Source organism: Pseudomonas trivialis (assembly GCF_001439805.1).
GTDB classification, from domain to species: domain Bacteria; phylum Pseudomonadota; class Gammaproteobacteria; order Pseudomonadales; family Pseudomonadaceae; genus Aquipseudomonas; species Aquipseudomonas trivialis.
Window position 1 is genome coordinate 712,897 of record NZ_JYLK01000001.1, and the last position, 25,500, is coordinate 738,396.

At 61.5% G+C, this 25,500-nt stretch carries 26 protein-coding genes; 15 read left to right on the forward strand and 11 right to left on the reverse strand.

Features of this window, described 5'->3' with window-relative positions:
• Positions 1 to 63 precede the first annotated feature (63 nt).
• From TU79_RS03250 to TU79_RS03260, 3 genes are read left to right on the forward strand one after another with little or no spacing between them, the layout of a single operon-like run.
• Positions 64 to 1,089: an aminoglycoside phosphotransferase family protein gene (locus tag TU79_RS03250; RefSeq protein WP_057006678.1), complete on the forward strand. Its 1,026-nt coding sequence runs from the start codon at positions 64 to 66 to the stop codon at positions 1,087 to 1,089.
• Positions 1,086 to 1,760 carry an N-acetylmuramate alpha-1-phosphate uridylyltransferase MurU gene (gene murU / locus TU79_RS03255; protein WP_057006679.1) on the forward strand — a complete coding sequence of 225 codons (675 nt, stop codon included), beginning with the start codon at positions 1,086 to 1,088 and terminating at the stop codon, positions 1,758 to 1,760. The genes TU79_RS03250 and murU overlap by 4 nt, the downstream gene beginning before the upstream one ends.
• Position 1,761: 1 nt before the next feature.
• Positions 1,762 to 2,529 (forward strand): TerB family tellurite resistance protein, encoded by a 768-nt coding sequence (locus TU79_RS03260; RefSeq protein ID WP_057006680.1) that lies wholly within the window; start codon positions 1,762 to 1,764, stop codon positions 2,527 to 2,529.
• A gap of 143 nt (positions 2,530 to 2,672) precedes the next feature.
• Here TU79_RS03260 and TU79_RS03265 read toward each other — a convergent pair whose 3' ends face one another.
• Entirely contained in the window at positions 2,673 to 3,647 is a 975-nt protein-coding gene (locus TU79_RS03265) for an alpha/beta hydrolase family protein (protein ID WP_057006681.1), read from the reverse strand.
• 252 nt (positions 3,648 to 3,899) lie between these two features.
• Here TU79_RS03265 and TU79_RS03270 point away from each other — a divergent pair, with 252 nt between their 5' ends.
• From TU79_RS03270 to trpE, 4 genes are all read left to right on the forward strand, one after another.
• Positions 3,900 to 5,048 carry an iron-containing alcohol dehydrogenase gene (locus TU79_RS03270; protein WP_057006682.1) on the forward strand — a complete coding sequence of 383 codons (1,149 nt, stop codon included), beginning with the start codon at positions 3,900 to 3,902 and terminating at the stop codon, positions 5,046 to 5,048.
• Between the two features lie 84 nt (positions 5,049 to 5,132).
• The gene (gene rpe / locus TU79_RS03275; RefSeq protein WP_057006683.1) at positions 5,133 to 5,807 is read left to right on the forward strand and encodes a ribulose-phosphate 3-epimerase; all 675 of its coding nucleotides are present in this window, start codon (positions 5,133 to 5,135) and stop codon (positions 5,805 to 5,807) included.
• The gene (locus TU79_RS03280; RefSeq protein ID WP_057006684.1) at positions 5,804 to 6,622 is read left to right on the forward strand and encodes a phosphoglycolate phosphatase; all 819 of its coding nucleotides are present in this window, start codon (positions 5,804 to 5,806) and stop codon (positions 6,620 to 6,622) included. The genes rpe and TU79_RS03280 overlap by 4 nt, the downstream gene beginning before the upstream one ends.
• A 70-nt stretch (positions 6,623 to 6,692) precedes the next feature.
• A complete protein-coding gene (gene trpE, locus TU79_RS03285; protein WP_057006685.1) occupies positions 6,693 to 8,174 on the forward strand; it encodes an anthranilate synthase component I in 1,482 nt (493 codons plus the stop codon).
• Positions 8,175 to 8,250: 76 nt separating this feature from the next.
• On the opposite strand, the gene estP is transcribed toward trpE, so the two are convergent.
• A complete protein-coding gene (gene estP / locus TU79_RS03290) occupies positions 8,251 to 10,173 on the reverse strand; it encodes an esterase EstP (RefSeq protein WP_057006686.1) in 1,923 nt (640 codons plus the stop codon).
• A 418-nt stretch (positions 10,174 to 10,591) separates the two neighbouring features.
• On the opposite strand from estP, the gene TU79_RS03295 reads away from it, so the two are divergent.
• The 4 genes from TU79_RS03295 to TU79_RS03310 all read left to right on the forward strand — a co-directional run bounded on the left by TU79_RS03295 (position 10,592) and on the right by TU79_RS03310 (position 13,911).
• On the forward strand, positions 10,592 to 11,185 hold the full coding sequence (locus tag TU79_RS03295) for an aminodeoxychorismate/anthranilate synthase component II (protein WP_057006687.1): 594 nt from the start codon (positions 10,592 to 10,594) through the stop codon (positions 11,183 to 11,185).
• A gap of 9 nt (positions 11,186 to 11,194) precedes the next feature.
• Positions 11,195 to 12,244, forward strand: a complete 1,050-nt coding sequence (gene trpD / locus TU79_RS03300; protein WP_057006688.1) for an anthranilate phosphoribosyltransferase — start codon at positions 11,195 to 11,197, stop codon at positions 12,242 to 12,244.
• Positions 12,241 to 13,077, forward strand: coding sequence for an indole-3-glycerol phosphate synthase TrpC (gene trpC / locus TU79_RS03305; protein ID WP_057006689.1), 837 nt, complete (start codon positions 12,241 to 12,243; stop codon positions 13,075 to 13,077). The genes trpD and trpC overlap by 4 nt, the downstream gene beginning before the upstream one ends.
• 138 nt (positions 13,078 to 13,215) lie before the next feature.
• Positions 13,216 to 13,911 carry a lipoyl protein ligase domain-containing protein gene (locus TU79_RS03310; RefSeq protein WP_057006690.1) on the forward strand — a complete coding sequence of 232 codons (696 nt, stop codon included), beginning with the start codon at positions 13,216 to 13,218 and terminating at the stop codon, positions 13,909 to 13,911.
• On the opposite strand, the gene crp is transcribed toward TU79_RS03310, so the two are convergent.
• Positions 13,908 to 14,552: a cAMP-activated global transcriptional regulator CRP gene (crp, locus tag TU79_RS03315; protein WP_057006691.1), complete on the reverse strand. Its 645-nt coding sequence runs from the start codon at positions 14,550 to 14,552 to the stop codon at positions 13,908 to 13,910. The two genes, TU79_RS03310 and crp, sit on opposite strands and share 4 nt — an antisense overlap.
• A 216-nt stretch (positions 14,553 to 14,768) precedes the next feature.
• On the opposite strand from crp, the gene TU79_RS03320 reads away from it, so the two are divergent.
• Entirely contained in the window at positions 14,769 to 15,191 is a 423-nt protein-coding gene (locus tag TU79_RS03320; RefSeq protein WP_003210947.1) for an OsmC family protein, read from the forward strand.
• 29 nt (positions 15,192 to 15,220) lie between these two features.
• Here TU79_RS03320 and coq7 read toward each other — a convergent pair whose 3' ends face one another.
• The 6 genes from coq7 to hemJ all read right to left on the reverse strand — a co-directional run bounded on the left by coq7 (position 15,221) and on the right by hemJ (position 19,650).
• Complete coding sequence (gene coq7, locus TU79_RS03325) at positions 15,221 to 15,868, reverse strand: 2-polyprenyl-3-methyl-6-methoxy-1,4-benzoquinone monooxygenase (protein ID WP_057006692.1); 648 nt, start codon at positions 15,866 to 15,868, stop codon at positions 15,221 to 15,223.
• A 118-nt stretch (positions 15,869 to 15,986) separates the two neighbouring features.
• Positions 15,987 to 16,325 (reverse strand): histidine triad nucleotide-binding protein, encoded by a 339-nt coding sequence (locus TU79_RS03330; RefSeq protein ID WP_057006693.1) that lies wholly within the window; start codon positions 16,323 to 16,325, stop codon positions 15,987 to 15,989.
• Between the two features lie 45 nt (positions 16,326 to 16,370).
• The gene (locus TU79_RS03335; protein WP_057006694.1) at positions 16,371 to 17,159 is read right to left on the reverse strand and encodes an SDR family NAD(P)-dependent oxidoreductase; all 789 of its coding nucleotides are present in this window, start codon (positions 17,157 to 17,159) and stop codon (positions 16,371 to 16,373) included.
• Positions 17,160 to 17,220: 61 nt separating this feature from the next.
• Positions 17,221 to 18,177: a DUF805 domain-containing protein gene (locus TU79_RS03340; protein ID WP_057006695.1), complete on the reverse strand. Its 957-nt coding sequence runs from the start codon at positions 18,175 to 18,177 to the stop codon at positions 17,221 to 17,223.
• A 69-nt stretch (positions 18,178 to 18,246) separates the two neighbouring features.
• A complete protein-coding gene (locus tag TU79_RS03345) occupies positions 18,247 to 19,197 on the reverse strand; it encodes an NAD(P)H-dependent flavin oxidoreductase (protein WP_057006696.1) in 951 nt (316 codons plus the stop codon).
• Between the two features lie 24 nt (positions 19,198 to 19,221).
• Positions 19,222 to 19,650: a protoporphyrinogen oxidase HemJ gene (gene hemJ / locus TU79_RS03350; RefSeq protein ID WP_003232547.1), complete on the reverse strand. Its 429-nt coding sequence runs from the start codon at positions 19,648 to 19,650 to the stop codon at positions 19,222 to 19,224.
• A gap of 134 nt (positions 19,651 to 19,784) precedes the next feature.
• On the opposite strand from hemJ, the gene argC reads away from it, so the two are divergent.
• Together argC and erpA are read left to right on the forward strand one after the other, a co-directional pair.
• Complete coding sequence (gene argC, locus TU79_RS03355) at positions 19,785 to 20,819, forward strand: N-acetyl-gamma-glutamyl-phosphate reductase (RefSeq protein ID WP_057006697.1); 1,035 nt, start codon at positions 19,785 to 19,787, stop codon at positions 20,817 to 20,819.
• Positions 20,820 to 20,983: 164 nt separating this feature from the next.
• Complete coding sequence (gene erpA, locus TU79_RS03360) at positions 20,984 to 21,334, forward strand: iron-sulfur cluster insertion protein ErpA (protein ID WP_003176443.1); 351 nt, start codon at positions 20,984 to 20,986, stop codon at positions 21,332 to 21,334.
• 90 nt (positions 21,335 to 21,424) lie between these two features.
• Here erpA and TU79_RS03365 read toward each other — a convergent pair whose 3' ends face one another.
• Positions 21,425 to 22,516, reverse strand: coding sequence for an anhydro-N-acetylmuramic acid kinase (locus TU79_RS03365; RefSeq protein ID WP_057006698.1), 1,092 nt, complete (start codon positions 22,514 to 22,516; stop codon positions 21,425 to 21,427).
• Positions 22,517 to 22,519: 3 nt separating this feature from the next.
• Positions 22,520 to 23,929, reverse strand: coding sequence for a peptidoglycan DD-metalloendopeptidase family protein (locus tag TU79_RS03370; RefSeq protein ID WP_057006699.1), 1,410 nt, complete (start codon positions 23,927 to 23,929; stop codon positions 22,520 to 22,522).
• Positions 23,930 to 24,139: 210 nt separating this feature from the next.
• On the opposite strand from TU79_RS03370, the gene tyrS reads away from it, so the two are divergent.
• A complete protein-coding gene (tyrS, locus tag TU79_RS03375; protein WP_057006700.1) occupies positions 24,140 to 25,339 on the forward strand; it encodes a tyrosine--tRNA ligase in 1,200 nt (399 codons plus the stop codon).
• The last annotated feature ends 161 nt before the right edge of the window (positions 25,340 to 25,500 follow it).

Here is a 25,500-nt window from a genome sequence, read left to right on the forward strand (position 1 = left end):
AAAAAGATGCGTGATAATAAAGCATGCCCCGCTTGACGGCTAGCGCCGTCGGAGACCCTTGTAATGCCCGAGCACGATCTACGTTTACAACAGCTGGAAGTCTGGCTGGATGAGCAGTTGCCGATCCTTTTCAACGCTCAGGACTGGGGCCCCGTACCCCCGGCCACATTGACCGCGGCCAGCAGCGACGCGAGTTTCAGACGCTACTTCCGTTGGGAGGGGGGCGGTCGCACGTTGGTCGTGATGGACGCGCCCCCCCCCCAGGAAAACTGCAAACCTTTCGTCGATATCGCTCATTTGCTGGCTAAATCAGGAATAAATGTCCCAAAAATTTATGCAGAAGATCTGCCGCGCGGCTTTCTTTTGCTCAATGACCTGGGCACAAAGACCTTCCTTGACGTGATCGACACGCAAAATGCCGACCCTTTGTTCGCCGACGCTATCAATGCCTTGCTGGCTTTTCAGCAGTTGCCGATGGACGAGCCGCTGCCCAGTTACGACGTTGCCTTGCTGCGCCGCGAGCTGGAATTGTTCCCCGAGTGGTACGTGCGTCGGCACCTGGGTCTGGAACTGGACCCGCAGCAGCAGGCTCTCTGGCAGCGCGCCAGCGATTTGCTGATCGACAGCGCCCTGGCCCAGCCCAAGGTGTTGGTGCACCGCGACTACATGCCGCGCAACCTCATGCTCAGCACGCCCAACCCCGGCGTGCTCGACTTCCAGGACGCAGTCTACGGCCCGGTGACCTACGACATTACCTGCCTGTTCAAGGATGCCTTCCTCAGTTGGCCCCAGGCCCGCGTGCGTGAATGGCAGCGCGGTTACTGGGAGCGCGCCGTACAACTGGGTATCCCGGTGCAGGCGGATTTCGACGAGTTCCTGCGCGCCAGCGACCTGATGGGCGTGCAGCGTCACCTCAAGGTCATCGGCATCTTCTCGCGTATCTGCCACCGCGACGGCAAGCCGCGTTACCTGGCCGATGTGCCGCGGTTCTTTGCTTATATAGACGCCGTGCTCGCCGAGCGCCCCGAACTCGATGCGCTGGGTGAGCTGCTTTGCAGCCTGCGCCAGCCGGCCGAGGCCGTGTTATGAAGGCGATGATCCTGGCGGCCGGCAAGGGCGAACGCATGCGCCCGCTCACCCTGCACACGCCCAAGCCGCTGGTGCAGGCCGGCGGCAAGCGCTTGATCGAATATCACCTGGAGGCGCTGGCCAGGGCCGGCTTTACCGACATCGTGATCAACCATGCCTGGCTCGGCCAACAGATCGAGCGCGACCTCGGCGACGGCGCGCAGTTCGGTGTGCGCATCCGGTATTCCGCCGAGGGCGAGCCGCTGGAAACCGGCGGCGGGATTTTCCAGGCCTTGCCGCTGCTGGGGGATGAGCCGTTTCTGGTGGTCAATGGCGATATCTGGACCGACTACGACTTTATCCGTCTCAAGCAGCCGATCCAGGGCCTGGCCCACCTGGTGATGGTAGACAACCCGGCGCATCACCCTTCGGGCGGGGATTTTCGCCTGGATGGCGGCCTGCTTCATGATGCGGCGCCCGGTGCCGATAACCTGACCTTCAGTGGCATTTCAGTGCTCGACCCACGTTTGTTCGCGGGTTGCAGCGCTGGCGCCTTCAAACTCGCGCCGCTGTTGCGCGAGGCGATGGCCAGGGATCAGGTAACGGGAGAGCACATGACGGGACGCTGGATTGATGTCGGCACGCTGGAGCGTCTGGCGCAGGTCGAAACCCTGCTGACAGCGGGGCACTAGCATGTTGTGGCCAGGGACGCTGATCGGCGCCGGGGCTGGCTATGCCATTGCCAGTATTCCGGGGGCTTTGTTGGGCGCATTGCTGGGGCAGGCGCTGGACCGCCGCCTGCAACTGCAAAGCTGGGAGCAGTTGCGTGAACGCCTGGGCGGTCGCCCGGTGTTGCGCAACGACGAATTGTTGTTTGTGCTGCTGGGCCGTCTGGCCAAGAGCAACGGCCGCGTGGTGGATGGGCATATCCAGCAGGCGCGCCAGGAAATGCGCGCGCTGGACATGAGCGAGCCGGCCCGGCACCGGGCAATTGCTGCGTTTAACCGGGGCAAGTCTGGCTCCGACCGGGTGCGCACCTATTTGCGCGTGCTCAAGGCCCAGCCCCATGCGGCGGAGGGTGTGCTGCGCGCCTGCTGGCGCATGGCCTGGGCGGACGGCAAGGCGGACAACGCCGAGCGCGACCTCATTGATCTGTGGGGCAAATGGCTGGGCTGGACCCCGCAACAACTACAGGCGCTGGCGTCCGACTATGCACCGGAGCGCAAGCCGGTGGCCAACCGGGGCGGCGCCTATCAAGACGCTTTGCGCATTCTGGGGGTGACCGCGACGAGCGAACCGTCCGTGATCAAACGCGCGTACCGTCGCCTGCTCAGCCGCCATCACCCGGATAAAATCGCCGGCTCAGGCGCCAGCCCCGCGCAAGTGCGCGAGGCCACCGAACGTACCCGGGAGTTGCACAATGCGTATGCGTTGATTCGCGAGCGACGGGATTTTCGCTGAGAGTGTCCAAATGACAACCCAATCAGTGTGGGAGGGGGCTTGCTCCCGATGCGGTACATCAGCCGATACATAAGTGACTGATCCGCCGCCATCGGGAGCAAGCCCCCTCCCACAAGGTATTGTGGTGTGGTTGAGCAGCAAGGTCAGTCGGCGCTGCCCTGCGGACTCAGCCAGCCGCGAACCCTGCGGTACAACTGCTCCTGCTCGGCGGCGCTGTTGCCGGGCAGTGTCTTGAGCGACACCTGTTTATAACCCTCATTTTTCGCACGCTTGGCGGCCTGACTGCGCGCCAGGGCGTTTTTGCTGGCGGCTGCGCTGTCTTGATAAAAGACGTCCGCCGTCGGCAGTTTCAGCGCCGGTGCCAGTTGCAGCAGGTCCGGCTGGCGGGCCGGCGGGGTCTTGCCGGCCACCATCACCAGTTTCTGCACCTGGGCCGGTTGTTTCTCGCTCAGGTAACGCGCGGCCCACCAGGCACCGGTGCCATGGCCGAGCAGTACCACGCTACGCGCGCTCTGGGCCTGAGCGAAGGCGACGGCGGCGTCGATACGGTCGAAGATGCGCTTGGCGTCGGTCTTGTCCTGTTCATCTGCGCCGGGCACCACGGCCGGGTCGGTGCCTTCGGCCTCGGCGCTGGCGGCCTGTTCGATAGGCTTGGCGGCGGTGCTGCCGTCCTTGCTGCTGGTGTCGACGGCAGCCTTGGGCGATTCGATCACCCGAGGCGGCAGGGTGTCGAGGTTCACGTCCGGGAGCGACAGACTGAGCGTGCCCCAATTGGCGTCCGGCAATTTACTGCGCAGCGGCGCAACTGCCTGCGGCCAGTCCGCCGTTTCTCCGGCGCCCGGCACGATAATCACCACCCCTTCGGGTTCGGCGCTGTTGGCCGGCTTCCACAGGGCCAGGAATGACTCACTGCCGGCCTGCAACTGTTGTTGCTCGCCGCGCGGGATCTGGCGCTCGAGGGCGGCGGACTCTTCCTGGCTGCGCTCCACCAGAGGCTGACGCTCGGCCGGTTTTTCGGCGGCGGGCGCGGGGGCGTCGGCGGCCTGGACAGAAAAGGTGCTGGTAAATAACAGCGACAGGCACAATGCTGGCACTGCTGAGCGGTTGTGTGATGGCATCGTTGCTTCCCGGCCGGAATGATTCCAGCAGCCTAATGGGTTGGTCAGTATTTGTCAGTGACGTGAGACGTGATCATGGGTTTTCGCGGCCGATTACCTGCACAGCACTGCCCCCAGCCTCAACCTGCAAGGCGTGCCCATGGAACGCCAGGACCTACATTTGAATTGGGTGCATTCAGGTGCTGAATGGCAGACAACTCCCAGCTGTCAGCTATCCTTGTGCCAGCCCATCACCGATAAGAGGCCGCGCACATGAGTACTTCCTCATTCAAGATCGCCCACAAACTGCTCACCGGCGCTGGCGCCATCGAGCAACTCGCCGCCGAACTCACGCGCCTGGATGTGGATAACCCGCTGATCGTCACCGATGCCGCGCTGGTCAAGTCCGGCACCGTGGCGCTGGCGCTCGAACACCTGGGCGGACGCACCTATGAGATTTTCGACCGTGTGCTGCCCGACCCGGAAATCGCCATCGTCGAAGACTGCATGCAGGTCTATCGCGACGGTGGGCACGACGGGCTGATCGGCCTGGGCGGCGGCAGCGCCATCGATATCGCCAAGAGCGTGGCCGCTTACGCCGGCTACCATGGCGCCCTGGCGGATTTGTTCGGCGTCGACCAGGTGCCGCGCAAGGGGCCGCCGCTGATCGCCATCCCCACCACGGCCGGCACCGGTTCGGAGGTGACCAATGTGGCGATCCTCTCCGACAAGGCGGCGCAATTGAAGAAGGGCATCGTCAGCGACTACCTGCTGCCGGATGTGGCGCTGATCAGCCCGCAAATGACCCTGACCTGCCCGCGCAGCGTCACCGCCGCCAGCGGTCTGGATGCGCTGGTGCATGCCATCGAATCCTATCTGTCGCTGAATGCGTCGCCAATTACCGATGCGCTGGCCATTGGCGCGGTCAAGCTGATCGCCAACGCGCTGCCCAAGGCGTATGCCAACCCGGCCAATCTCAAGGCCCGTGACGATATGGCCACCGCCAGCCTGATGGCCGGCATGGCGTTCGGCAATGCCGGGGTGGGCGCGGTGCATGCGTTGGCGTACCCACTGGGCGGGCGCTTCAATATCGCCCATGGCGTGAGCAATGCGCTGTTGCTGCCTTACGTGATGCACTGGAACAAATTGGCCTGTGTCGAGCGCATGCAGGACATTGCCCAGGCCATGGGCGTGAATGTCACCGGGCTGAGCGCCAATGACGCCGCCGACCAGGCTGTCGAGGCGATGACGCGCCTGTGCGCCGCCGTCGAAATCCCCGCCGGGCTGCACAGTTTCGGGGTGCCCGAAGACGCGATCCCGGCCATGGCGGTGGAAGCGGCGGGCATCGAGCGTCTGATGCGCAACAACCCGCGCAAGCTCAGTGCGGCGGATATCGAGAAAATCTACCGGGCCGCGTTCTGATCCTTGAGCGAGGTCACGGTGCGCGCGGCAAAGCATGAGGTATACAATGCGCGCCATCGTGATTTAGCTCAGAAAAGGTGCGTCATGCAGCCCTTCGTCATTGCTCCATCGATTCTCTCCGCCGACTTCGCCCGCCTGGGTGAAGAAGTGGACAAGGTGTTGGCCGCCGGTGCCGACTTCGTGCACTTCGATGTCATGGACAACCACTACGTACCCAACCTGACCATCGGCCCGATGGTCTGCGCGGCGCTGCGCAAGTACGGCATCACCGCGCCGATCGACGCGCACCTGATGGTCAGCCCGGTCGACCGCATTATCGGTGATTTCATCGAGGCCGGCGCCACTTACATCACCTTCCACCCGGAAGCCACGCTGCACGTCGACCGCACCCTGCAACTGATCCGCGAAGGCGGCTGCAAGGCGGGCCTGGTGTTCAACCCGGCCACGCCCCTGAACGTGCTCGAGTACGTGATGGACAAGGTCGACATGGTGCTGCTGATGAGCGTCAACCCGGGCTTCGGCGGGCAGAAGTTCATCCCCGGCACCCTGAACAAGCTGCGCGAAGCGCGGGCGCTGATCGACGCTTCGGGCCGGGATATCCGCCTGGAGATCGACGGCGGGGTGAACGTCAACAATATCCGCGACATCGCCGCCGCCGGTGCCGACACCTTTGTGGCCGGCTCGGCGATCTTCAATGCGCCGAACTACCAGGACGTCATCGACAAGATGCGCGCCGAACTGGCGCTGACGCGTCCATGAGCGGCTTCGAGCAGCTGTTCCCCGGCAAGTTGCCACGGCTGGTGATGTTCGATCTGGACGGTACGTTGATCGATTCGGTGCCCGACCTGGCGGCGGCGGTGGACACCATGCTGCTCAAACTGGGGCGCAAGCCGGCAGGGATCGAGGCGGTGCGTGACTGGGTGGGTAATGGTGCGCCGATGCTGGTGCGCCGGGCCCTGGCCAACCATATCGACGCCACGGGTGTCGACGAGGTGGAGGCCGAGCACGCTCTGGAGCTGTTCAATGCGGCCTATGAAAGCAGCCATGAATTGACGGTGGTGTACCCCGGCGTGCGCGACACCCTCAAGTGGCTGCACAAAAAGGGCGTGGAAATGGCCTTGATCACCAACAAGCCGGAACGCTTTGTCGCGCCGCTGCTGGACCAGATGAAAATCGGCCGCTATTTCCGCTGGATCATCGGCGGCGATACCTTGCCGCAGAAAAAGCCCGACCCGGCGGCGCTGTTTTTCGTGATGAAAATGGCCAATATTCCGGCGTCCCAGTCGTTGTTCGTCGGCGATTCGCGCAGCGATGTGCAGGCCGCGAAAGCCGCAGGCGTGCAGTGCGTGGCCTTGAGTTATGGCTACAACCATGGCCGACCGATTGCCGAAGAATCGCCGGCGCTGGTGATTGATGATCTGCGCCTGTTAATCCCCGGTTGCCTGGGAGCGGGCGCTGGGATAACGTTGCCCGACATCGACCCGTCCCCTTCTGGAAATGCCATCGTGGTGGTTACCCGCAAACTTTGGATGAAAGTCATCAAGGCCCTGGCCCGCTGGCGTTGGCGCGCCTGACTGCTCCTGGCCGCACCCTGCGGCACGTTTGCCTACCCGACCGCTAGACCCTCATGCCACGAGGCACATCATGACCCGCGAAGAATTCCTGCGTTTGGCCGCTGCCGGCTATAACCGTATTCCCCTGGCCTGCGACACCCTGGCCGACTTCGACACGCCGCTGTCGATCTACCTGAAACTGGCCGACGAGCCCAACTCCTACCTGCTCGAATCGGTTCAGGGCGGCGAAAAGTGGGGCCGTTATTCGATCATCGGCCTGCCGTGCCGCACGGTAATGCGGGTGCATGATCACCACGTGAGCATCACCCACGATGGTGTCGAGATCGAAAGCCATGACGTGGAAGACCCGCTGGCCTTCGTCGAAAGCTTCAAGGCGCGCTACAACGTGCCGACCATCCCGGGCCTGCCGCGTTTCAACGGCGGCCTGGTGGGGTATTTCGGCTACGACTGCGTGCGCTATGTGGAAAAGCGCCTGGGCAAATGCCCGAACCCGGACCCGCTGGGCGTGCCGGACATTCTGCTGATGGTCTCCGATGCGGTGGTGGTGTTCGACAACCTGGCCGGCAAGATGCACGCCATCGTGCTCGCCGACCCGGCTCAGGCCGATGCGTTCGAGCAGGGCCTGGCCAGCCTCGAAGCCTTGCTGGACAAACTGCGCCAGCCGATCACCCCGCGTCGCGGCCTTGACCTCAGTCGTCCGCCGGCCGCCGATCCGGTCTTTCGTTCAAGCTTCACTCAGGATGACTACGAGCGCGCAGTCGATACCATCAAGGAATATATCCTCGCCGGTGACTGCATGCAGGTGGTGCCGTCGCAGCGCATGTCCATTGACTTCAAGGCTGCGCCCATCGACCTGTATCGCGCACTGCGCTGCTTCAACCCGACGCCGTACATGTACTTTTTCAACTTTGGCGACTTCCACGTAGTGGGCAGTTCGCCGGAAGTGCTGGTGCGTGTCGAGGACAACCTGATCACCGTGCGCCCGATTGCCGGCACGCGCCCCCGTGGCGCGACCGAAGAAGCCGACCTGGCGCTGGAAGAAGACCTGCTGAGCGACGACAAGGAAATCGCCGAGCACCTGATGCTGATCGACCTGGGCCGTAACGATACCGGGCGTGTCTCGGAAATCGGTTCGGTGAAGTTGACCGAGAAGATGGTGATCGAGCGCTATTCCAACGTGATGCACATCGTCTCCAACGTTACCGGCGAGCTCAAGGCCGGGCTGACTGCCATGGACGCGCTGCGCGCGATTTTGCCGGCGGGCACCTTGTCGGGCGCGCCGAAGATTCGCGCGATGGAAATCATTGATGAGCTGGAGCCGGTCAAGCGCGGTGTCTACGGCGGTGCCGTGGGGTATTTTGCGTGGAACGGCAACATGGACACGGCGATTGCGATTCGCACGGCGGTGATCAAGGACGGCGAACTGCATGTGCAGGCGGGTGGCGGGATTGTCGCCGACTCGGTGCCGGCCCTTGAGTGGGAAGAAACCCTGAACAAGCGCCGCGCCATGTTCCGTGCGGTGGCGTTGGCCGAGCAAACGCCGCAAAGCTAAAGGCTGGCATTGAACAAAAATGTGGGGGCTGGCAAGCCAGCTCCCACATTTGTTTTGTAGCGCTCTCAGGACTGCATCAGAAATCCAGACTCACCCCAACGCTGACGCCTTGCTGGGTCAAACTGTCATCCTTCCTCACGTTATACGCCGCCCGTAGCGCCAGCTCCTGAGTCAGCTTGTGGCTGACGCCCAAGCTCAGGCGATCCGAATTGCTGCGTGGCGTGTAGCCGTCCAGCTTGAAGTCGATGCCCTGCACGCTGTTGAGCGACATGTTCACCTTCTGCGTGTCATTTTCGAACTCATGCTCATGGGCGACTTCGCCGTACACCTGGGTCTGCGGTGTTACCCGATAGCTGCCTTGCAGGCCCGCGCCCAGGCGTTTGGAGTCGCGCTGCTGATCATCAAAGGTCAGCGCGGTGGAGCGGTTGTCTTGCTCCGAGTAGCCGTTGACTTCGACCCGTGCGTAATCGGCGCTGATGAACGGTGACAGATGCCAGTCGCTGCCCGGCGCGGCAATGTCATAGCCTACGCGGCTGCTCAAGGCCCACAGCCAGCCGTCGGTGTCGCCTTTTTCGGAGCCTTCGCTGACGCCCAGGGCGAACTTGCGCTTGAGGCTGTCGAAGTCCAGCTTGCCGCCGGTCAACGCCGCGTCGGCCCACCAGTGGTTTTGCTGATATTGGGCGAAGGCGGTGCCAATGTAGCTGTTGAGCTTGTAGTCCGAATCGTTGGCGCCGACTTCCAGGGTCTGGCGGTACAGACCGGTCGCCACGCCCACGCGCCAGTCGTCGTTGAGCCGGTAGCTGCCGCCGACATTCAGGTTGTAGCCAGTGCCGTCGCCACTCGCGGCGCTGTCCTGGTGGTTGAAATCCACATGCTGGCCGCCGCCGGCCACAATCGCGCGCCATTGGCCAACCGCCTGCCAACGGCCGTTATCGGCCTGCCATTGGTTGCGCAATTCATCCTGGTGGGCGCGCAAGGTGCCTTGGGCCATTTCGGGCAGCAGGGTCAGTTCCCAGGGCGCCGACAACAGTGAATAGGCGTAGTCGGCAATCAGGCGTTGCCCGGCGATGGTGGGGTGCACGGCGTCGTTGTAGATCAGTTTGGTCGGATCCGGGGTGGTGCCGCCGATGCCGTAGGTCGGGTTGGCGGTGCAGCCGTTACCGCTGAAGCAGGTGCCGGTGAGGTTCTGCCCGGTGGCCAGGCCGAAGCGGCCGGGGTTGGCGAAGGTTTCATTGAGCAGCAGCGGAATGTTCAGCGGGATGATCTGGGCGTCGATCTGCGACAGCCGCTGCACCAGCGACTGGTTGAACAGACTGCTGAGGGCCGTACTCGGTGCCTGCAGCAGTGTGCCGTTGATGGCCGGAGTGAGTCCCAGGTCGGGCAGCATCCACACCATGATGTAGCGGGCGCCGGCCTGTTGGAGGGCCTGGGCGCTGTCTGCCAGGCGACCGCCGGCAGCGACGGCCTGGCCCGCGCTGAGTACGCGGCCTTGAATGAAGTCGTTACCGCCGCCGGAGAGAAAATACAGCGCGTTTGGATCCGCTCGCCCGCCGTTGGCTGGCAGGTAGCCCTGGCGACTGCGCAATACCGTGCCGCCGCCGGGGTTGTTGGGCGGGATCGTGGCGTTGGAGACCGAGTTGATCGAGTCCAGAATGTTGTCGGTACGGTAGCCGCCGACCGCCCAGTTGTTGCCGTCGGGCAAGCCTTGAGCAGCGCGAACCGGCGAGGTGGAGGCGTTCAGGTCGTTGGGCGCAACGCCCAGCCGGGTACCGAGCAAGGTCGATGAGACCAGGCCGAAGTCATCCTGGAAGTTCGGCCCGGTGCGGTTGGTAAAGCGCAACGTTGACCCGGCATTGCCGTCCGGGAACTGGCCAGCGTCGGCCAGGCTGTCACCGAACACCACCATGGTTGAATAGGGCGAGGAGGCTGCAAGCGCCTGGGCACAGGCCAGGGACAACAGGCAGCCGGCGAGCGGGGCGAGAAGGGCGGGTTTTTGCATGACAAAGTCCATTTGGTTTTGTTGTACCGGAAGCGAAACATTAACCAGACATTGAGAATGTTCTTCAAGTGAAAACAGGTTTTTCCGATAAACCAATGCACGCTTGCCCGTGTATTTGCGCGACGATATTGCACCGCTTGCGAGGCTAGGCTACTGTGCCCCAACGTATGAACGAGACCCTCCCCGTGTTGATCATCAGCAAACTCTTGATGCGCGTCATCAAGGCTCACGCCCGTTGGCGTTGGCGCGCCTGACTGTTCCCTGCCGGCCCCGCCGGACCTGTACCGATTTGCCTTCTTCACCCTTTGTCTGACGCCCCGTGTCGGCTCGGCCGGCCACTGGAACGTGCGTTCGACAGCGGGTCACGCCCTGGAAGGCGGACACTCGAAATCAGTGAATTCAAGAGGTTTGAACCCACATGTTGCTGATGATTGATAACTACGATTCCTTTACCTACAACGTCGTGCAGTACCTGGGCGAACTCGGTGCCGAGGTCAAGGTGGTGCGCAACGACGAGCTGAGCGTGGCGCAGATCGCGGCGCTGAACCCGGAACGCATTGTGGTTTCGCCTGGCCCCTGCACCCCGACCGAGGCGGGCATCTCCCTCGAAGCCATTCAATATTTCGCCGGCAAGCTGCCGATTCTGGGCGTATGCCTGGGCCATCAGTCCATCGGCCAGGCCTTCGGCGGTGACGTAGTGCGTGCGCGCCAGGTGATGCACGGCAAGACCAGCCCGGTATTCCACAGGGAACTTGGCGTCTTTCAGGGGTTGAACAATCCGGTAACAGTGACCCGCTACCATTCCCTGGTGGTCAAGCGTGAAACCCTGCCCGAATGCCTGGAACCGACCGCCTGGACCCAGCTGGAAGACGGCTCGGTCGACGAGATCATGGGCCTGCGCCACAAGACGCTGAATATCGAAGGGGTGCAATTTCACCCTGAGTCGATCCTGACCGAGCAGGGTTACGAGCTGTTCGCCAACTTTCTCAAGCAGAGCGGCGGCACGCGCTAAGGACTTTTCATGGATATCAAAACTGCCCTGGGCCGTATCGTCGGCCATCTGGACCTGAGCACCGCGGAAATGAGCGATGTGATGCGCGAGATCATGACCGGTCAATGTACCGACGCACAGATCGGTGCGTTCATGATGGCCATGCGCATGAAGAGCGAGAGCATCGACGAGATCGTTGGCGCTGTGTCGGTGATGCGCGAGCTGGCGGACAAGGTTGAACTCAAGACCCTTGACGGCGTGGTCGACGTGGTCGGCACCGGCGGCGATGGCGCGAATATTTTCAACGTATCCACGGCGTCTTCGTTTGTGGTTGCGGCGGCGGGCTGCACGGTGGCCAAGCACGGTAACCGTGCGGTGTCCGGCAAAAGCGGCAGTGCCGATCTGCTGGAAGCGGCGGGCATTTACCTGAACCTCACGCCCGTCCAAGTGGCGCGCTGCATCGACAGCGTCGGCATCGGCTTCATGTTTGCCCAGTCCCACCACGGCGCGATGAAGCACGCTGCCGGCCCACGCAAGGACCTTGGCCTGCGCACCCTGTTCAACATGCTCGGCCCGCTTACGAATCCGGCCGGTGTGAAGCATCAAGTGGTGGGCGTGTTCAGCGAAGCCCTGTGCCGGCCGCTGGCCGAAGTGTTGCAACGCATGGGCAGCAAGCATGTGCTGGTGGTGCATTCCAAGGATGGCCTGGACGAATTCAGCCTGGCGGCGCCGACGTTTGTGGCGGAACTCAAGCACGACCAGATCACCGAATATTGGGTCGAACCTGAAGACCTCGGCATGAAGAGCCAGAGCCTGCATGGCCTGGCGGTGGAAAGCCCGGCTGCGTCCCTGGAGTTGATCCGCGATGCCCTCGGGCGTCGCAAGACCGAGAACGGTCAAAAAGCGGCTGAGATGATTGTTCTGAATGCTGGCGCGGCACTTTACGCCGCCGACCATGCCTATAGTCTTAAAGAGGGTGTCGCCTTGGCTCACGATGCACTTCACACCGGTCTGGCTCGCGAAAAACTCGAGGAGCTGGGAGCATTCACTGCGGTATTCAAGATGGAGAATGAAGGATGAGTGTGCCAACCGTTCTACAAAAGATTCTGGCCCGCAAGGCAGAGGAAGTCGCTGAGCGCCGCGCGCGCGTCAGCCTGGCCGAGCTGGAGGCGCAGGCGAAAGTTGCCGATGCCCCGCGCGGTTTTGCCAATGCCTTGATCGCCCAGGCCAAGCTCAAGCAGCCTGCGGTGATCGCCGAGGTGAAAAAGGCCTCGCCGAGCAAGGGCGTGATTCGTGAGCACTTCGTTCCGTCCGACATTGCCGCCAGTTACGAGAAGGGCGGGGCGACCTGCCTGTCTGTGCTGACCGACGTCGACTACTTCCAGGGCTCCGACCTATTTCTGCAGCAGGCGCGCGCGGCGTGCAAGCTGCCAGTGATCCGCAAGGATTTCATGGTTGACCCGTACCAGATCATCGAAGCCCGTGCCCTGGGCGCTGACTGTGTACTGCTGATCGTCTCCGCGCTGGATGACGTGAAGCTGGCCGAACTGGCGGCGGTGGCCAAGAGTGTCGGCCTCGACGTGTTGGTTGAAGTGCACGACGGCGATGAACTGGAGCGCGCATTGAAAACCGTCGACACGCGGTTGGTGGGGGTGAACAACCGCAACCTGCACACCTTCGACGTCAGCCTGGAGACCACCCTCGACCTGCTGCCGCGCATTCCGCGTGACCGCCTGGTGATCACCGAAAGTGGCATCGCCAACCGTGCCGATGTGGAACTGATGGAAATCAATGGCGTGTATTCGTTCCTGGTGGGCGAGACGTTCATGCGCGCCGAGCACCCGGGGGCGGAGTTGCAACGTCTGTTCTTCCCGGAGCGTGGCGTGCCGGTCGGCGGCTCGACACTGGACTGATTGAAACACGGTCAACCTGTGGGAGGGGGCTTGCTCCCGATGGCGTTCGTTCAGTTGATGGGTATTTCGACTGATACTCCGCTATCGGGAGCAAGCCCCCTCCCACATTGGGTTTGGGGTGTTCAGGGAGGGGGGCGCATGATTCAACCGATGGCGATGACTGTTGAGGCTGGCCTTGCCGCCGAACAGGATGTGCTGGCTGCCGTTTGCGCAGGCGAGCAGGCATTCGGGTTGCTGTTCTGGCAGCCCACTGACCAGGCACTGGTGATGCCGCGTCGCTTGAGCCGGTTGCCGGCGTTCGAGGCGGCGAGCGAGGTGTCGGCGCAGGCCGGTTGGCCGGTGCTGCTGCGCGAAACCGGCGGCGAGCCGGTGCCGCAGTCGGGCGCCACGGTGAATATCGCGCTGGTCTACGCGCCGCCTCGCAGCGAAGGTGATCAGGGGCGGATCGAAACCGGTTATCAGCGTCTGTGCCAGCCGATCTGTGATTGGCTGATTGAGCTGGGCGGCGATGCCAGTGTGGGTGAAATCGACGGCGCCTTTTGCGACGGGCGTTACAACGTCAACCTCAATGGCCGCAAGATGGTTGGCACCGCCCAGCGCTGGCGGCAAAGCGGCGGTCGCCCGGTGGGATTGGTGCATGGCGCGTTGTTACTGGATGACGATCGCGAGGCATTGATTGCGGCGGTCAACCGGTTCAATCAAGCCTGTGGCCTGGAGCAACGGGTGCGCGCCGACAGCCATATCGCGTTGCATGAAGCCTTCGCCGCGCCGGATGCCATCTCCAGGCTCGACACGTTGTACCGTCAGATGCTTGCCGGTTTCATGCCTGCTTAACGCGTGCCGAACACCACCATCGTCTTGCCTTTTACGTTCACGAGGTTGCGCTCTTCCAGATCCTTGAGTACGCGGCCGACCATTTCCCGTGAGCAGCCGACAATGCGTCCGATCTCCTGGCGCGTGACTTTGATCTGCATGCCATCCGGGTGGGTCATGGCATCGGGTTGTTTGCACAGCTCCAGCAGGCAGCGGGCCACGCGGCCGGTGACGTCGAAGAATGCCAGGTCGCCGACCTTGCGCGTGGTGTCGCGCAGACGCTGGGCGATCTGAGCACTCAGGGCATACAGAATGTCGGGGTCTTGCTGGGACAGTTCGCGAAACTGGGTGTAGCTGATCTCGGCCACTTCGCATTCGACCTTGGCGCGTACCCAGGCGCTGCGTTCCTGTTCCTTGCCGGCTTGTTCGAACAGGCCCAGCTCGCCGAAGAAGTCGCCGGTGTTGAGGTAGGCGATGATCATCTCGCGGCCGTCGTCGTCCTCGATCAGGATGGTGACCGAGCCTTTGATGATGAAAAACAGTGTTTCGGAGCGTTCGCCGGCGCAGATGATGTTGTGCTTGGCCGGATAGCGCCGGCGCTGGCAATGCATCAACAGCTTGTCGAGATTCTTGATCTTGGGTGTGGGAGTAAGGGCAACCATGGTTGTTTCCCGAAAGGCGACGCTAAGGAATTGGAGTGATGGTCTCCGAAGGTGGCAATGCGCCATCGAATTGGCGCCAGCTTAACAGACACATTCTGTCTCGATTAGCGAATTTATCGGGTAAACGCTTTTATTGATCGCGTTAGCGTCAAACGCTGCCGCTGCCGGGCCCTGTGCTAAGCTGGCGCCCCCTTTTTTAGCAGTGGAGTCTGGGCGATGAAGGCACGCATCCAATGGGCGGGCGAGGCCATGTTCCTCGGTGAATCGGGCAGCGGTCATGTGGTGGTGATGGACGGTCCGCCGGAAGCGGGCGGCCGCAACCTCGGCGTGCGGCCGATGGAAATGCTGCTGCTGGGCGTGGGCGGCTGCAGCAATTTCGACGTGGTCAGCATTCTGAAAAAGTCCCGTCAGGCGGTGGAGAGCTGCGAAGCGTTTCTGGAGGCCGAGCGCGCCACGGAAGATCCCAAGGTGTTTACCAGGATTCACATGCATTTTGTGGTGAAGGGGCGGGCGCTGAAGGAGGCCCAGGTCAAGCGGGCTATCGAGCTGTCGGCAGAGAAGTATTGCTCGGCGTCGATCATGCTGGGCGCGGCCGGCGTGGCCATCACCCATGATTACGAGATTATCGAGCTGGGCTGAGCGTCAGGCGCGAGCACGCTCGCATCCTGCTAGATGCGGTAGGTGCTTTTGGTCATCACCTTGGCCAGCAGGCCCATGCCGAACCGCACCGGCGCCGGGAAGCGGAAGCCACCGGCGTCCAGCGCGCTGTCTGCGTGATGGGCTTCATCAATGCGCATCTGTTCGAGGATTGCCCGGGACTTTTCATCTTCGGCCGGCAATTGTTCGAGGTGTTCATCCAGGTGTTTGCATACCTGATGTTCGGTGGCGGCGACAAACCCCAGGCTCACCTTGTCGCTGATCAGGCCGGCGGCAGCGCCGATGCCAAACGACAAACCATAAAACAGCGGATTGAGCACGCTGGGATGACTGCCCAGTTGGCGGATGCGTTGCTCGCACCAGGCCAGGTGGTCGACTTCTTCTTCGGCCGAGTGCTCCATCGCTGCGCGCACCTGCGGCAGCTTGGCGGTCAGGGCCTGGCCCTGGTACAGCGCCTGGGCACAGACTTCGCCGGTATGGTTGATGCGCATCAGGCCGGCAACATGGCGAGTCTCGGTCGCGCTCATCTGGGCATCGGGCTGCACGATGGCCGGCGAGGGGCGGTGAGGCTGGCCGCTGAAGGGCAGCAGCGTGCGCATGGCGGTGTCGGCTTGCAGCAGCAGGCGGTCAATCGGCGAGTAGTGACGTTGGGTAGTCATGCAGACCTCCGGGAAAAATCTCAGCGGCCAGTCTACCGCAAGAGAGGGCGAAGCGTTTGCATGCAGTCTGGGGCACGAGGTCGCGGCCAGCGGCCACGACCTCCCCGAACAGGCTGTTTCAGCCCGGCGGCCAGTTCATCTGGCGCTGACCCAGCACATGCATATGGATGTGATAAACGGTCTGGCCGCCCATCTCGTTGCAGTTCATGACTACCCGGAACCCTTCTTCACAACCCAGTTCCAGAGCGAGTCGCTGAGCCGTGAACAGGATATGGCCAGCCAGCGCCTTGTCGTCCTCGGTCAGGTCGTTCAGGGTACGCACGGGTTTTTTTGGAATTACCAGAAAATGTACCGGCGCCTGCGGTGCAATATCGTGGAAGGCCAGAACCTGGTCATCCTCGTAGATGATGTTGGCCGGTATTTCTCTGTTGATGATCTTGGTGAACAGAGTATCCACAGCTGTTTCTCCCTTATTGATGTGCGAGTGAGTGTAACCAGCCGGTCAGCGCGGGCAATAGGCCTTATTGATTGCGCCGGCAAGCTTGCGCGTCAGCCAGCGCGGGCTTAGACGCGAGCTGAACGTCAGCCAGCGATTGCGTCGACCGGGAATGATGATGGCTTTGTTTTTTTCCAGGGCGCGCACGGTGTACAGCGCAACTTCTTCGGGGCTCATCAGTTGCTGGCTGCGGTCGAGCCTGGCGGTGTCCATTTGCGCAGTGCCGAAGAATGCAGTGCGCGTGGGGCCGGGGCACAGTACGGACACTTTGATGCCGCAGGTTTTGAGTTCTTCGCGCAGGCCTTCGGAGAAGTGCAGCACATAGGCCTTGCTGGCGTAATAGCTGCTCATCCACGGGCCGGGTTGGAACGCCGCGACGGAGGCCACGTTCAGAATTTGCCCGCCACCTTGTAGCGCCATGGCGTTGCCCAGTGAGTGACACAGGCGGGTGAGGGCGAGGATGTTGACTTCGATGAGGTCCTGCTCGGTCATCCAGTCCTGGGCCAGGAACGGCCCGCTGGTGCCGATGCCGGCGCAGTTGACCAGCAGGTCGATCTGCCGCTCGCCTTCTTCCAGTTCCAGCAAAAAGCCGGACAAGCGCAATGGCTCGCCGAGATCGCAGGCTCGAAACAGCACCTCGACGCCAAAGCGTTGAGTCAATTCGAGTGCAATGCTTTCCAACTGATCACGCTGGCGGGCCACCAGAATCAAGCTGCGGCCGCGCCGCGCCAGGGCTTCGGCCAGGGCCAGACCGATGCCGCTGGAGGCACCGGTGATCAGAGCGTAACGGGTCATGCCTTTCTCCATCGCAACGCCGCCGCCTGTGACGGAGGCGTCACAGGCGGCGGGCGTTTCTTTACTGTTCCGGAGAGTCTACAGGTTCGCCTGCGTCGTCAGCACTTTGCGCGTCTTCATCCTCCATGATGACGGTTTGGTCGCCGGCTTCATCGGTGGTAATCGAACTGCTTTCATAGCTGCTGTCCATGTTGGCTTCGAGCTGATCGAGGTAGCCGTTCATGCCCAAGGTCACCACGATAGCCAGCATCACCGGAATGAACGCCAGCCACAGGGTCGCGAGCACTTTGACCGCAGTGGAGTTGCGCGGCGGCGGGGCGCCATATTGGTTGGCGCCTGCGTTACCTGGCAGTACCAGCATCAGCAGCGGGAATACGCTGTTGACCAGCGGCACCAGGTTGAGCAGATACAGCCAGCCGGACCAGCCCAGGTCGTGCAGGCGCTGCACACCGATCTGCACGCTGACCACGACCAGTGCGACAAACAGCGCAAAACCCAGCACACCACCGAGAATGATGGCTGCTGTGGGCGAGGCGGTCGCCACGGCGAAACTGGCGGTACTGATGATGCCGCCGGCCACCAGCATGGCGAGAGTTAGCACCAGCGTCCAGGCCAGGTAGCGCAGACGCCCGATGCGGCCATTGATGGTGAACACCTTCAGGTCGGCGAATTCCGGCAGGTCATCACCGACGGCGGCGCGGGGTGGCGCATAGGGTGAAGCGCCAGGGCGGGAGAAATCTGCAGAGCCGGTTTCATGGGTTTCAGCCAGGCTGAAAGCAACGGGTTGCTCGGCCTCGATACGGGCATCGACCCCGGCGTTCTTCAGGGCGGTGAGGTAGGTCTCGGCATCGGCGCGCGACAGGTCGCGCTTGAGCGCAACCGGGCGGCCGGTGAAGAGCTTCTCGATCGCGGCCACATCGCTCTTGAACAGCTCGGCCAGATTCAGTTTGGCAGTGGTGCTTTCGACACCCGGGAGCAGGGCTCCGTCAAACACAATCTTGAAACGGTTGTCGCTCATGCGGGCATCCTTGTCAGTGGTAAGGGAGGGTGGGGTCGGCCTGCTTTATCGGCGGGCCCGGCGAGTGTATCAGCGTGGCCAGCGCAACTGTGCGGCCTGCTCGCGCGCCGTGCGGTATTCGGCATCCAGGCGCGCAACGAGTTCATCGACGCCGGGCAGGTCATTGATCTGGCCGACACCCTGACCGGCGGACCATACGGTCTTCCAGGCCTTGGCCTCATCGCTCAGCGGCTTGAGCGTGGAACCGCCTTTGCCTGGCAGGGCCGCGAGGTCGAAACCGGCGTTTTCCAGGCTCTGGCGCATGAAGCTTGCGGGCACACCGGAAACAGCCGGAGTGTGCACGATGTCGGCGGCGTGTGATGTGAGCAGCATCTCTTTATAGGCAGCCGGAGCTTGGCTTTCGGTGGTGCCGATAAAGCGTGTGCCGAAATAGGCCAGGTCCGCGCCGAGCATTTGTGCGGCGAGCAGCTCGTGCCCGTGGTTGAGGCAGCCGGCCAGCAGCAGGGTTTTGTTGAAGAACTGCCGAATTTCGGCAATCAGCGCGAAAGGACTCCAGGTGCCGGCATGGCCTCCGGCGCCTGCAGCCACGGCGATCAAACCATCGACACCCGCTTCGGCGGCCTTTTCGGCATGGCGCCGGGTGGTGACGTCGTGGAACACCAGGCCGCCGTAGCTGTGCACGGCGTCCACCAGCTCCTTTACCGCACCGAGGCTGGTGATGACGATGGGGACCTTGTGTTCGACGCAGATCGCGAGGTCGGCCTGCAGCCGTGGGTTGCTGTTGTGCACGATCAGGTTCACGGCGTACGGTGCGGGGTTATCCAACTGCGCCAGGCCCGCTTCTATTTCCTCCAGCCAGGCCTTGAAGCCGCTGCTTTCGCGCTGGTTGAGCGCCGGGAAACTGCCCACCACCCCGTTGCGACAACACGCCAGTACCAGTTGCGGGTTGGAGATCAGGAACATCGGCGCTACCACCAGGGGCAGGTGCAGACGCTGTTCGAGCAAAGCGGGCAGTGACATTGGCGCAACTCCGAGTGATTGAAGTTAGAACGGTTTGACCACGACCAGAATTACGATGGCCAGCAACATCAGCACAGGCACTTCGTTGAACCAGCGATAAAACACGTGGCTGCGGGTATTTTCACCACGAGCGAAGCGCTTTACCTGCGCGCCGCACATATGGTGATAGCCGATCAGCAGCACTACCAGGGTCAGCTTGGCGTGGATCCAGCCGCCGGATTGAAAGATGCCCGGGTTGAGGACGATCAGCCAGATGCCAAAGACCAGAGAGGCGATCATCGCCGGCCCCATGATGCCGCGGTACAACTTGCGCTCCATGACGCTGAAGCGTTCCTTGCTGACGGTGTCCTCGCTTTGAGCGTGGTAGACGAACAGGCGCGGCAGGTAGAACAGCCCGGCAAACCAGCAGACGATGCTGATGATGTGGAAGGCTTTGATCCATAGATAGAGCATTTCTAGTTATTCCCAGGTTCACGGTAGTGAGGATAGTAGTGGCTGATGCGCCCATACGTCACGTTGGCGGTTGTCGCAGGGCGATCCGCCCCCTATTATCGACGGCTTTCCAGTGGTTCGTTGAGGGCAGGGTTATGGTCAAGGTCGGTATCGTCGGCGGCACGGGTTACACCGGTGTCGAATTGCTGCGTCTGTTGGCTCAGCATCCGCAGGCTGAGGTGGTGGTCATCACCTCTCGATCCGAGGCCGGCCTGGCTGTGGCGGATATGTACCCTAACCTGCGCGGCCACTACGACGGCCTGGCGTTCAGCGTACCGGACGTCAACACTTTGGGCGCCTGTGACGTGGTGTTCTTCGCCACCCCTCACGGTGTTGCCCATGCGTTGGCCGGCGAACTGCTGGCTGCGGGCACCAAGGTCATCGACCTCTCAGCCGACTTCCGTCTGCAGGACGCCGATGAATGGGCCAAGTGGTACGGCCAGCCGCACGGTGCGCCGCAACTGCTGGAGGAGGCGGTGTATGGCCTGCCGGAAGTCAATCGTGAGCAGATCAAGCAGGCCCGCTTGATTGCAGTGCCAGGTTGCTACCCGACCGCAACCCAGCTGGGCTTTTTGCCGTTGTTGGAAGCCGGGCTGGCCGACGCCTCGCGCCTGATCGCGGACTGCAAGTCGGGTGTGAGCGGCGCCGGTCGCGGTGCGGCGGTAGGCTCGCTGTACTCCGAGACCGCAGAAAGCATGAAGGCTTATGCCGTTAAAGGTCATCGTCATTTGCCGGAAATCCGCCAGGGCCTGTGCCGTGCGGCGGGTAAGGACGTGGGCCTGACCTTTGTGCCGCACCTCGCGCCGATGATTCGCGGTATTCATTCCACGCTGTACGCAACCGTGGTCGATCGCTCGGTCGATCTGCAGGCGCTGTTTGAAAAGCGCTATGCCAATGAGCCGTTCGTCGATGTCATGCCGGCTGGCAGTCATCCGGAAACCCGCAGTGTGCGCGGTGCCAATGTGTGTCGGATTGCGGTACACCGTCCGCAGGATGGCGACCTGGTGGTGGTCCTTTCGGTGATCGACAATCTGGTCAAGGGTGCGTCGGGCCAGGCGGTGCAGAACATGAACATCCTGTTTGGTCTGGATGAGAAGTTGGGGCTTTCCCACGCGGGGATGTTGCCTTAGGGCATTTCCTGCAAATGCGCAAAGGCCCGTTAATCGGGCCTTTTGTGTTTTTATGGTCGCGTGGCCGATTGATATACCATAACAATAGTTGACCGCTTTTCTAGGAGAAGCGGATAATGCCGGTTATTACGCATATGACGGCGCTACGCCGGGAGATTATCAGCATGAGCGTTGAATCCTTCACCCCCACGGCTTTGCAATTCACCCACGGTGCTGCGCACAAGGTGAAGAGCCTGGTCGATGAAGAGGGTAATGATCGCTTGAAGCTGCGCGTATTCGTTACGGGCGGCGGTTGTTCAGGGTTTCAGTACGGTTTTACCTTCGATGAAGATGTGGCCGACGATGACACCATCGTTGAGCGCGAGGGCGTGAGCCTGGTCGTGGACCCGATGAGCTTCCAGTACCTGGCAGGTGCCGAGGTGGATTATCAGGAAGGTCTGGAAGGTTCGCGTTTCGTGATCAAGAACCCTAACGCGACGACAACCTGTGGTTGCGGGTCTTCGTTTTCGATCTGATCGATAAACGAGTCTGCATCGCGTACAAAAACGCCGCTTGGCTTTGATCGGCCAAGCGGCGTTTTGCTGTCTGTCGGTTTTGCGGGGCAGTCAGGCGGGGTAGATTGCGCCCAATACTCGCAACCCACGGGCGCCGGTGACGCTCGGGCGATTGGCGGCGATACCCTCCAGACAGCAGTGGGCCAGCCAGGCGAACGCCATGGCCTCCACCCAGTCCGGGTCGACGCCATAGACGGCAGTGCTGCTGACCTGAGTGGAGGGAAGCAGGGCGGCCAAGCGCTTCATCAGCGTGGCGTTATGGGCGCCGCCGCCGCAGATCAGCAGGGTTTCGGTCTGCTGTTGAGCTGCCTGCAGGGACTCGACAATGGTCAGAGCGGTCAACTCCAGCAACGTCGCCTGCACATCCTCGGGCTGGAAGGCGGGCAGTCGTGCCAGATGTTGTTGCAACCATGGCAGGTTGAATACTTCTCGACCGGTACTTTTCGGGCCTTGGGTCAGGAAGAACGGATCGCTGAGCAGCGCGCTGAGTAGCGCAGGCTCTACCTTGCCACTGGCTGCCCATTGGCCGTCACGGTCAAAGTGCTTGCCTTGTTGCTGGTGAATCCACGCATCCAGCAGCACATTTCCCGGGCCGCAGTCGAAACCGGCTACAGGTTTGCCCGTCTCGATCAGGCTGAGGTTGCTGAAGCCTCCCACATTCAACACCGCACGGTTGCCGCTGCGTTCGCCAAACAACGCTTCGTGGAACGCGGGGACGAGGGGGGCGCCCTGGCCGCCAGCAGCCACGTCACGGCTGCGGAAGTCGCCGACCACGGTGATGCCGGTAAGCTCGGTGAGCAGCGCCGGGTTGCCTATCTGTACGGTGAAGCCCCGTGCGGGTTCGTGACGAATGGTTTGCCCGTGGCTGCCAATCGCGCGGATATCCTGGGGTTTGAGGTTTTGCTGGTCCAGCAATGCGTGGATGCCCTGAGCGGCGAGTTCCACCCAGTGCTGTTGGGCGATGGCCGAGCGGGCGATTTCGTCCGGGCCACTGGCGCACAGGCTGAGCAGCTCGGCGCGCAGAGTGTCCGGCATTGGGATGTAGTGGGTGGCGATCAGGTTGATCGCCGAGTCCTGTTCGATCAGCGCGATATCCAGACCATCGAGGCTGGTCCCGGACATCACCCCTATATAGCGCGGCATACCTTAACGCTTCGCCGAGGCCAGCAAGGTGGTGCGTTCCTGATCCATGCGCGCCATCAGTGGCTGGCTCTGCTGCATGAAGCGCGCGCGCTCGGCCTTGGCGATCGGGTCGGCCATGGGCAGTTTCTGGCCCAATGGATCGACGTGCACGCCGTTGACCTGGAACTCATAGTGCAAGTGCGGGCCGGTGGACAGACCGGTAGTACCGATGTAGCCGATCACCTGTCCTTGTTTGACCGAACCGCCGGTCTTGACGCCTTTGGCGAAGCCTTGCATGTGGCCGTACAGGGTGCGGTAGGTGTTGCCGTGCTGGATGATCACGGTGTTGCCGTAGCCGCCACGACGTCCGGCCAGCAAGACCTTGCCGTCACCTGCCGCCTTGATGGGCGTGCCGCGGGGAGCCGCATAGTCGACACCTTTGTGCGCGCGGATTTTGTTCAGGATGGGATGCTTGCGACCCATGGAGAAGCGCGAGCTGATACGAGCGAAGTCCACCGGGGTGCGGATGAACGCCTTGCGCATGCTGTTGCCATCGGCGGTGTAGTAGCTGCTGATGCCTTGTTTGTTGGTGTAGCGCACGGCGGTGTAGGTTTTGCCGCGGTTGGTGAAGCGTGCGGACAGAATGTTGCCGGTGCCGACCACTTTGCCATTGGCGACTTTCTGCTCGTAGATCACGTCGAATTCGTCACCCTGGCGGATGTCCTGGGCGAAGTCGATGTCGTAGCCAAACACGCTGGCCATGTCCATTGTCATGCTGTGGGACAGGCCCGCGCGTGCTGCTGACTGCGATAGAGAGCTATTGATCACGCCGTGCACGTAGGCAGAGCGCATCACCGGTTTGGTGGTGACGCGATTGAATGCAAAACCTTTGGCGCCTTTGCTCAGGCTGATGCTTTCGAGGTCGCTGAGAGCGGTGTGCAGGTTGTTCAACTGGCCGTCTGGAGTCAGTTCGAACTCAAGCTTCTGACCGCGCTTGAGTTGGGTGAATTGCCTGGCTTGTTTGTCGGTGGCCAATACTTCGCCAACGGTGGCGGAAGGAAGGCCAACCTTTTCAAACAGAGTGGAAAGCGTGTCGCCTTTGGCCACGATCACTTCGCGGTGTAGTCGGTTCCTGGTGCTGTCTGCCGCAGGCTTTGCCTCGGCTTGCCGGGTATCTTCCGGGGTGTTTTCTGTCTGGGCAAATGGCGATTCTGTCGGAGCGTTTGTGGCTTGTTGCGCGTCGGAAGCGTCTTGATCTTGTGTCAGTTGATCAGCGGGACTTTCCAGCTCAAGGCTCAGGGAGGTTCGTTTGGCTTCTACATCACTGGAAGGGAATACCAGGAGCGCCAGGCTAAGAAGGGCGGCGATACCACTTGCGGCGAGCAGGTGGGTCTTCGGGTAAAGCGGTGGCGCTTTAGACGGTTCAGTGGTCATAGGTAATTTTTGACTTTGAAGATGAAATGGAAAAGATGAATGACATGATGAAGATGAAATAACTGTATAAAATATAACCAAATCATCTGTGGCGCAAGCTCACGAACGCTGGGCTTGCTGAACGGTGGCCGTGCGCAGGGCAAAACTTGTAATTAGTCCCTGATCTTGTATGGTTGGTTCCCTTTTGAATCTGAGCCTTGCGGGTCTGTTATGAAGTCGGTTGAAGAGCAGCTAGCGCTGATAAAACGTGGTGCGGAAGAACTGTTGGTCGAGGCCGAGCTGATCGAAAAGCTCAAGCGTGGCCAACCCCTGCGTATCAAGGCTGGCTTTGATCCGACGGCGCCGGATCTGCACTTGGGTCATACCGTGCTTATTAATAAGCTGCGTCAGTTTCAGGAGCTGGGGCATCAGGTCATCTTCCTTATAGGTGACTTCACCGGGATGATCGGAGACCCGAGTGGCAAGAGCGCCACGCGTCCTCCGCTGACTCGCGAGCAGGTGCTCGATAATGCCGAGACCTACAAGACTCAGGTGTTCAAGATTCTTGATCCGGCCAGGACCGAAGTTGCGTTCAACTCCACCTGGATGGATCAGATGGGGCCGGCGGATTTTATTCGCCTGACGTCCCAGTACACCGTGGCGCGCATGCTTGAACGTGACGACTTCGATAAGCGCTACTCCACTAATCAGCCGATTGCCATACACGAGTTCCTCTATCCGCTGGTTCAGGGCTACGACTCGGTAGCGTTGCGTGCGGATGTCGAGCTGGGCGGTACCGACCAGAAGTTCAACCTGCTGATGGGGCGCGAGTTGCAGCGCGCGTATGGGCAGGAGGCTCAGTGCATTCTGACCATGCCATTGCTGGAGGGGTTGGATGGCGTCAAGAAGATGTCCAAGTCCTTGGGTAACTATGTGGGTATTCAGGAAGCGCCAGGGGTGATGTATGGCAAGCTGGTGTCGATCCCGGATGCGTTGATGTGGCGCTACTTTGAGCTATTGAGCTTCCGTTCCATGGATGAGATCAATGGGCTGCGGGCTGAAGTCGAGGCGGGCGCCAATCCGCGTGACGTGAAGATCAAGCTGGCTGAAGAGATTGTTGCGCGCTTCCATGGTGAAGAGGCTGCAGCGAATGCTCATCGTGCTGCTGGTAACCGTATGAAGGACGGAGAATTGCCGGATGATCTGCCGGAGATCGAGCTGAGCGCTACAGAGGCCATGCCGGTTGCGGCTGTCCTTAACAAGGCGGGCCTGGTGAAGAACTCGGCGGTTGCGCGTGATCTGCTGGGGTCCGGTGGTGTGCGTATAGATGGTGAGGTTGTTGATCGCACCTTTATGTATGAGCTGGGCGCTACTCACGTTTGCCAGGCTGGGAAGAAAGCATTTGCGCGTATTACGCTCAAATCCGAATAAACCTGGAATTAGGTGTTGACGGCGAATTATATCTGTCTATAATTCGCCCCACTTCCGGCGCAGTCGAAACGGAAAACTCCTTGGTAAACAAGTAGTTATGCAAGATTCGACAGCGAGTTGCTTCAGTTCATCGAAGCCTGGAAGAAGTTGATAGTGCGGTG

What these genes read in the sequence shown, in the direction of transcription:
- TU79_RS03250 (WP_057006678.1), top strand. Translation starts at nt 64, where the DNA reads ATGCCCGAGCACGATCTACGTTTACAACAGCTGGAAGTCTGGCTGGAT.
- murU (WP_057006679.1), top strand. Translation starts at nt 1,086, where the DNA reads ATGAAGGCGATGATCCTGGCGGCCGGCAAGGGCGAACGCATGCGCCCG.
- TU79_RS03260 (WP_057006680.1), top strand. Translation starts at nt 1,762, where the DNA reads ATGTTGTGGCCAGGGACGCTGATCGGCGCCGGGGCTGGCTATGCCATT.
- TU79_RS03265 (WP_057006681.1), bottom strand. Translation starts at nt 3,647, where the DNA reads ATGCCATCACACAACCGCTCAGCAGTGCCAGCATTGTGCCTGTCGCTG.
- TU79_RS03270 (WP_057006682.1), top strand. Translation starts at nt 3,900, where the DNA reads ATGAGTACTTCCTCATTCAAGATCGCCCACAAACTGCTCACCGGCGCT.
- rpe (WP_057006683.1), top strand. Translation starts at nt 5,133, where the DNA reads ATGCAGCCCTTCGTCATTGCTCCATCGATTCTCTCCGCCGACTTCGCC.
- TU79_RS03280 (WP_057006684.1), top strand. Translation starts at nt 5,804, where the DNA reads ATGAGCGGCTTCGAGCAGCTGTTCCCCGGCAAGTTGCCACGGCTGGTG.
- trpE (WP_057006685.1), top strand. Translation starts at nt 6,693, where the DNA reads ATGACCCGCGAAGAATTCCTGCGTTTGGCCGCTGCCGGCTATAACCGT.
- estP (WP_057006686.1), bottom strand. Translation starts at nt 10,173, where the DNA reads ATGCAAAAACCCGCCCTTCTCGCCCCGCTCGCCGGCTGCCTGTTGTCC.
- TU79_RS03295 (WP_057006687.1), top strand. Translation starts at nt 10,592, where the DNA reads ATGTTGCTGATGATTGATAACTACGATTCCTTTACCTACAACGTCGTG.
- trpD (WP_057006688.1), top strand. Translation starts at nt 11,195, where the DNA reads ATGGATATCAAAACTGCCCTGGGCCGTATCGTCGGCCATCTGGACCTG.
- trpC (WP_057006689.1), top strand. Translation starts at nt 12,241, where the DNA reads ATGAGTGTGCCAACCGTTCTACAAAAGATTCTGGCCCGCAAGGCAGAG.
- TU79_RS03310 (WP_057006690.1), top strand. Translation starts at nt 13,216, where the DNA reads ATGATTCAACCGATGGCGATGACTGTTGAGGCTGGCCTTGCCGCCGAA.
- crp (WP_057006691.1), bottom strand. Translation starts at nt 14,552, where the DNA reads ATGGTTGCCCTTACTCCCACACCCAAGATCAAGAATCTCGACAAGCTG.
- TU79_RS03320 (WP_003210947.1), top strand. Translation starts at nt 14,769, where the DNA reads ATGAAGGCACGCATCCAATGGGCGGGCGAGGCCATGTTCCTCGGTGAA.
- coq7 (WP_057006692.1), bottom strand. Translation starts at nt 15,868, where the DNA reads ATGACTACCCAACGTCACTACTCGCCGATTGACCGCCTGCTGCTGCAA.
- TU79_RS03335 (WP_057006694.1), bottom strand. Translation starts at nt 17,159, where the DNA reads ATGACCCGTTACGCTCTGATCACCGGTGCCTCCAGCGGCATCGGTCTG.
- TU79_RS03340 (WP_057006695.1), bottom strand. Translation starts at nt 18,177, where the DNA reads ATGAGCGACAACCGTTTCAAGATTGTGTTTGACGGAGCCCTGCTCCCG.
- TU79_RS03345 (WP_057006696.1), bottom strand. Translation starts at nt 19,197, where the DNA reads ATGTCACTGCCCGCTTTGCTCGAACAGCGTCTGCACCTGCCCCTGGTG.
- hemJ (WP_003232547.1), bottom strand. Translation starts at nt 19,650, where the DNA reads ATGCTCTATCTATGGATCAAAGCCTTCCACATCATCAGCATCGTCTGC.
- argC (WP_057006697.1), top strand. Translation starts at nt 19,785, where the DNA reads ATGGTCAAGGTCGGTATCGTCGGCGGCACGGGTTACACCGGTGTCGAA.
- erpA (WP_003176443.1), top strand. Translation starts at nt 20,984, where the DNA reads ATGAGCGTTGAATCCTTCACCCCCACGGCTTTGCAATTCACCCACGGT.
- TU79_RS03365 (WP_057006698.1), bottom strand. Translation starts at nt 22,516, where the DNA reads ATGCCGCGCTATATAGGGGTGATGTCCGGGACCAGCCTCGATGGTCTG.
- TU79_RS03370 (WP_057006699.1), bottom strand. Translation starts at nt 23,929, where the DNA reads ATGACCACTGAACCGTCTAAAGCGCCACCGCTTTACCCGAAGACCCAC.
- tyrS (WP_057006700.1), top strand. Translation starts at nt 24,140, where the DNA reads ATGAAGTCGGTTGAAGAGCAGCTAGCGCTGATAAAACGTGGTGCGGAA.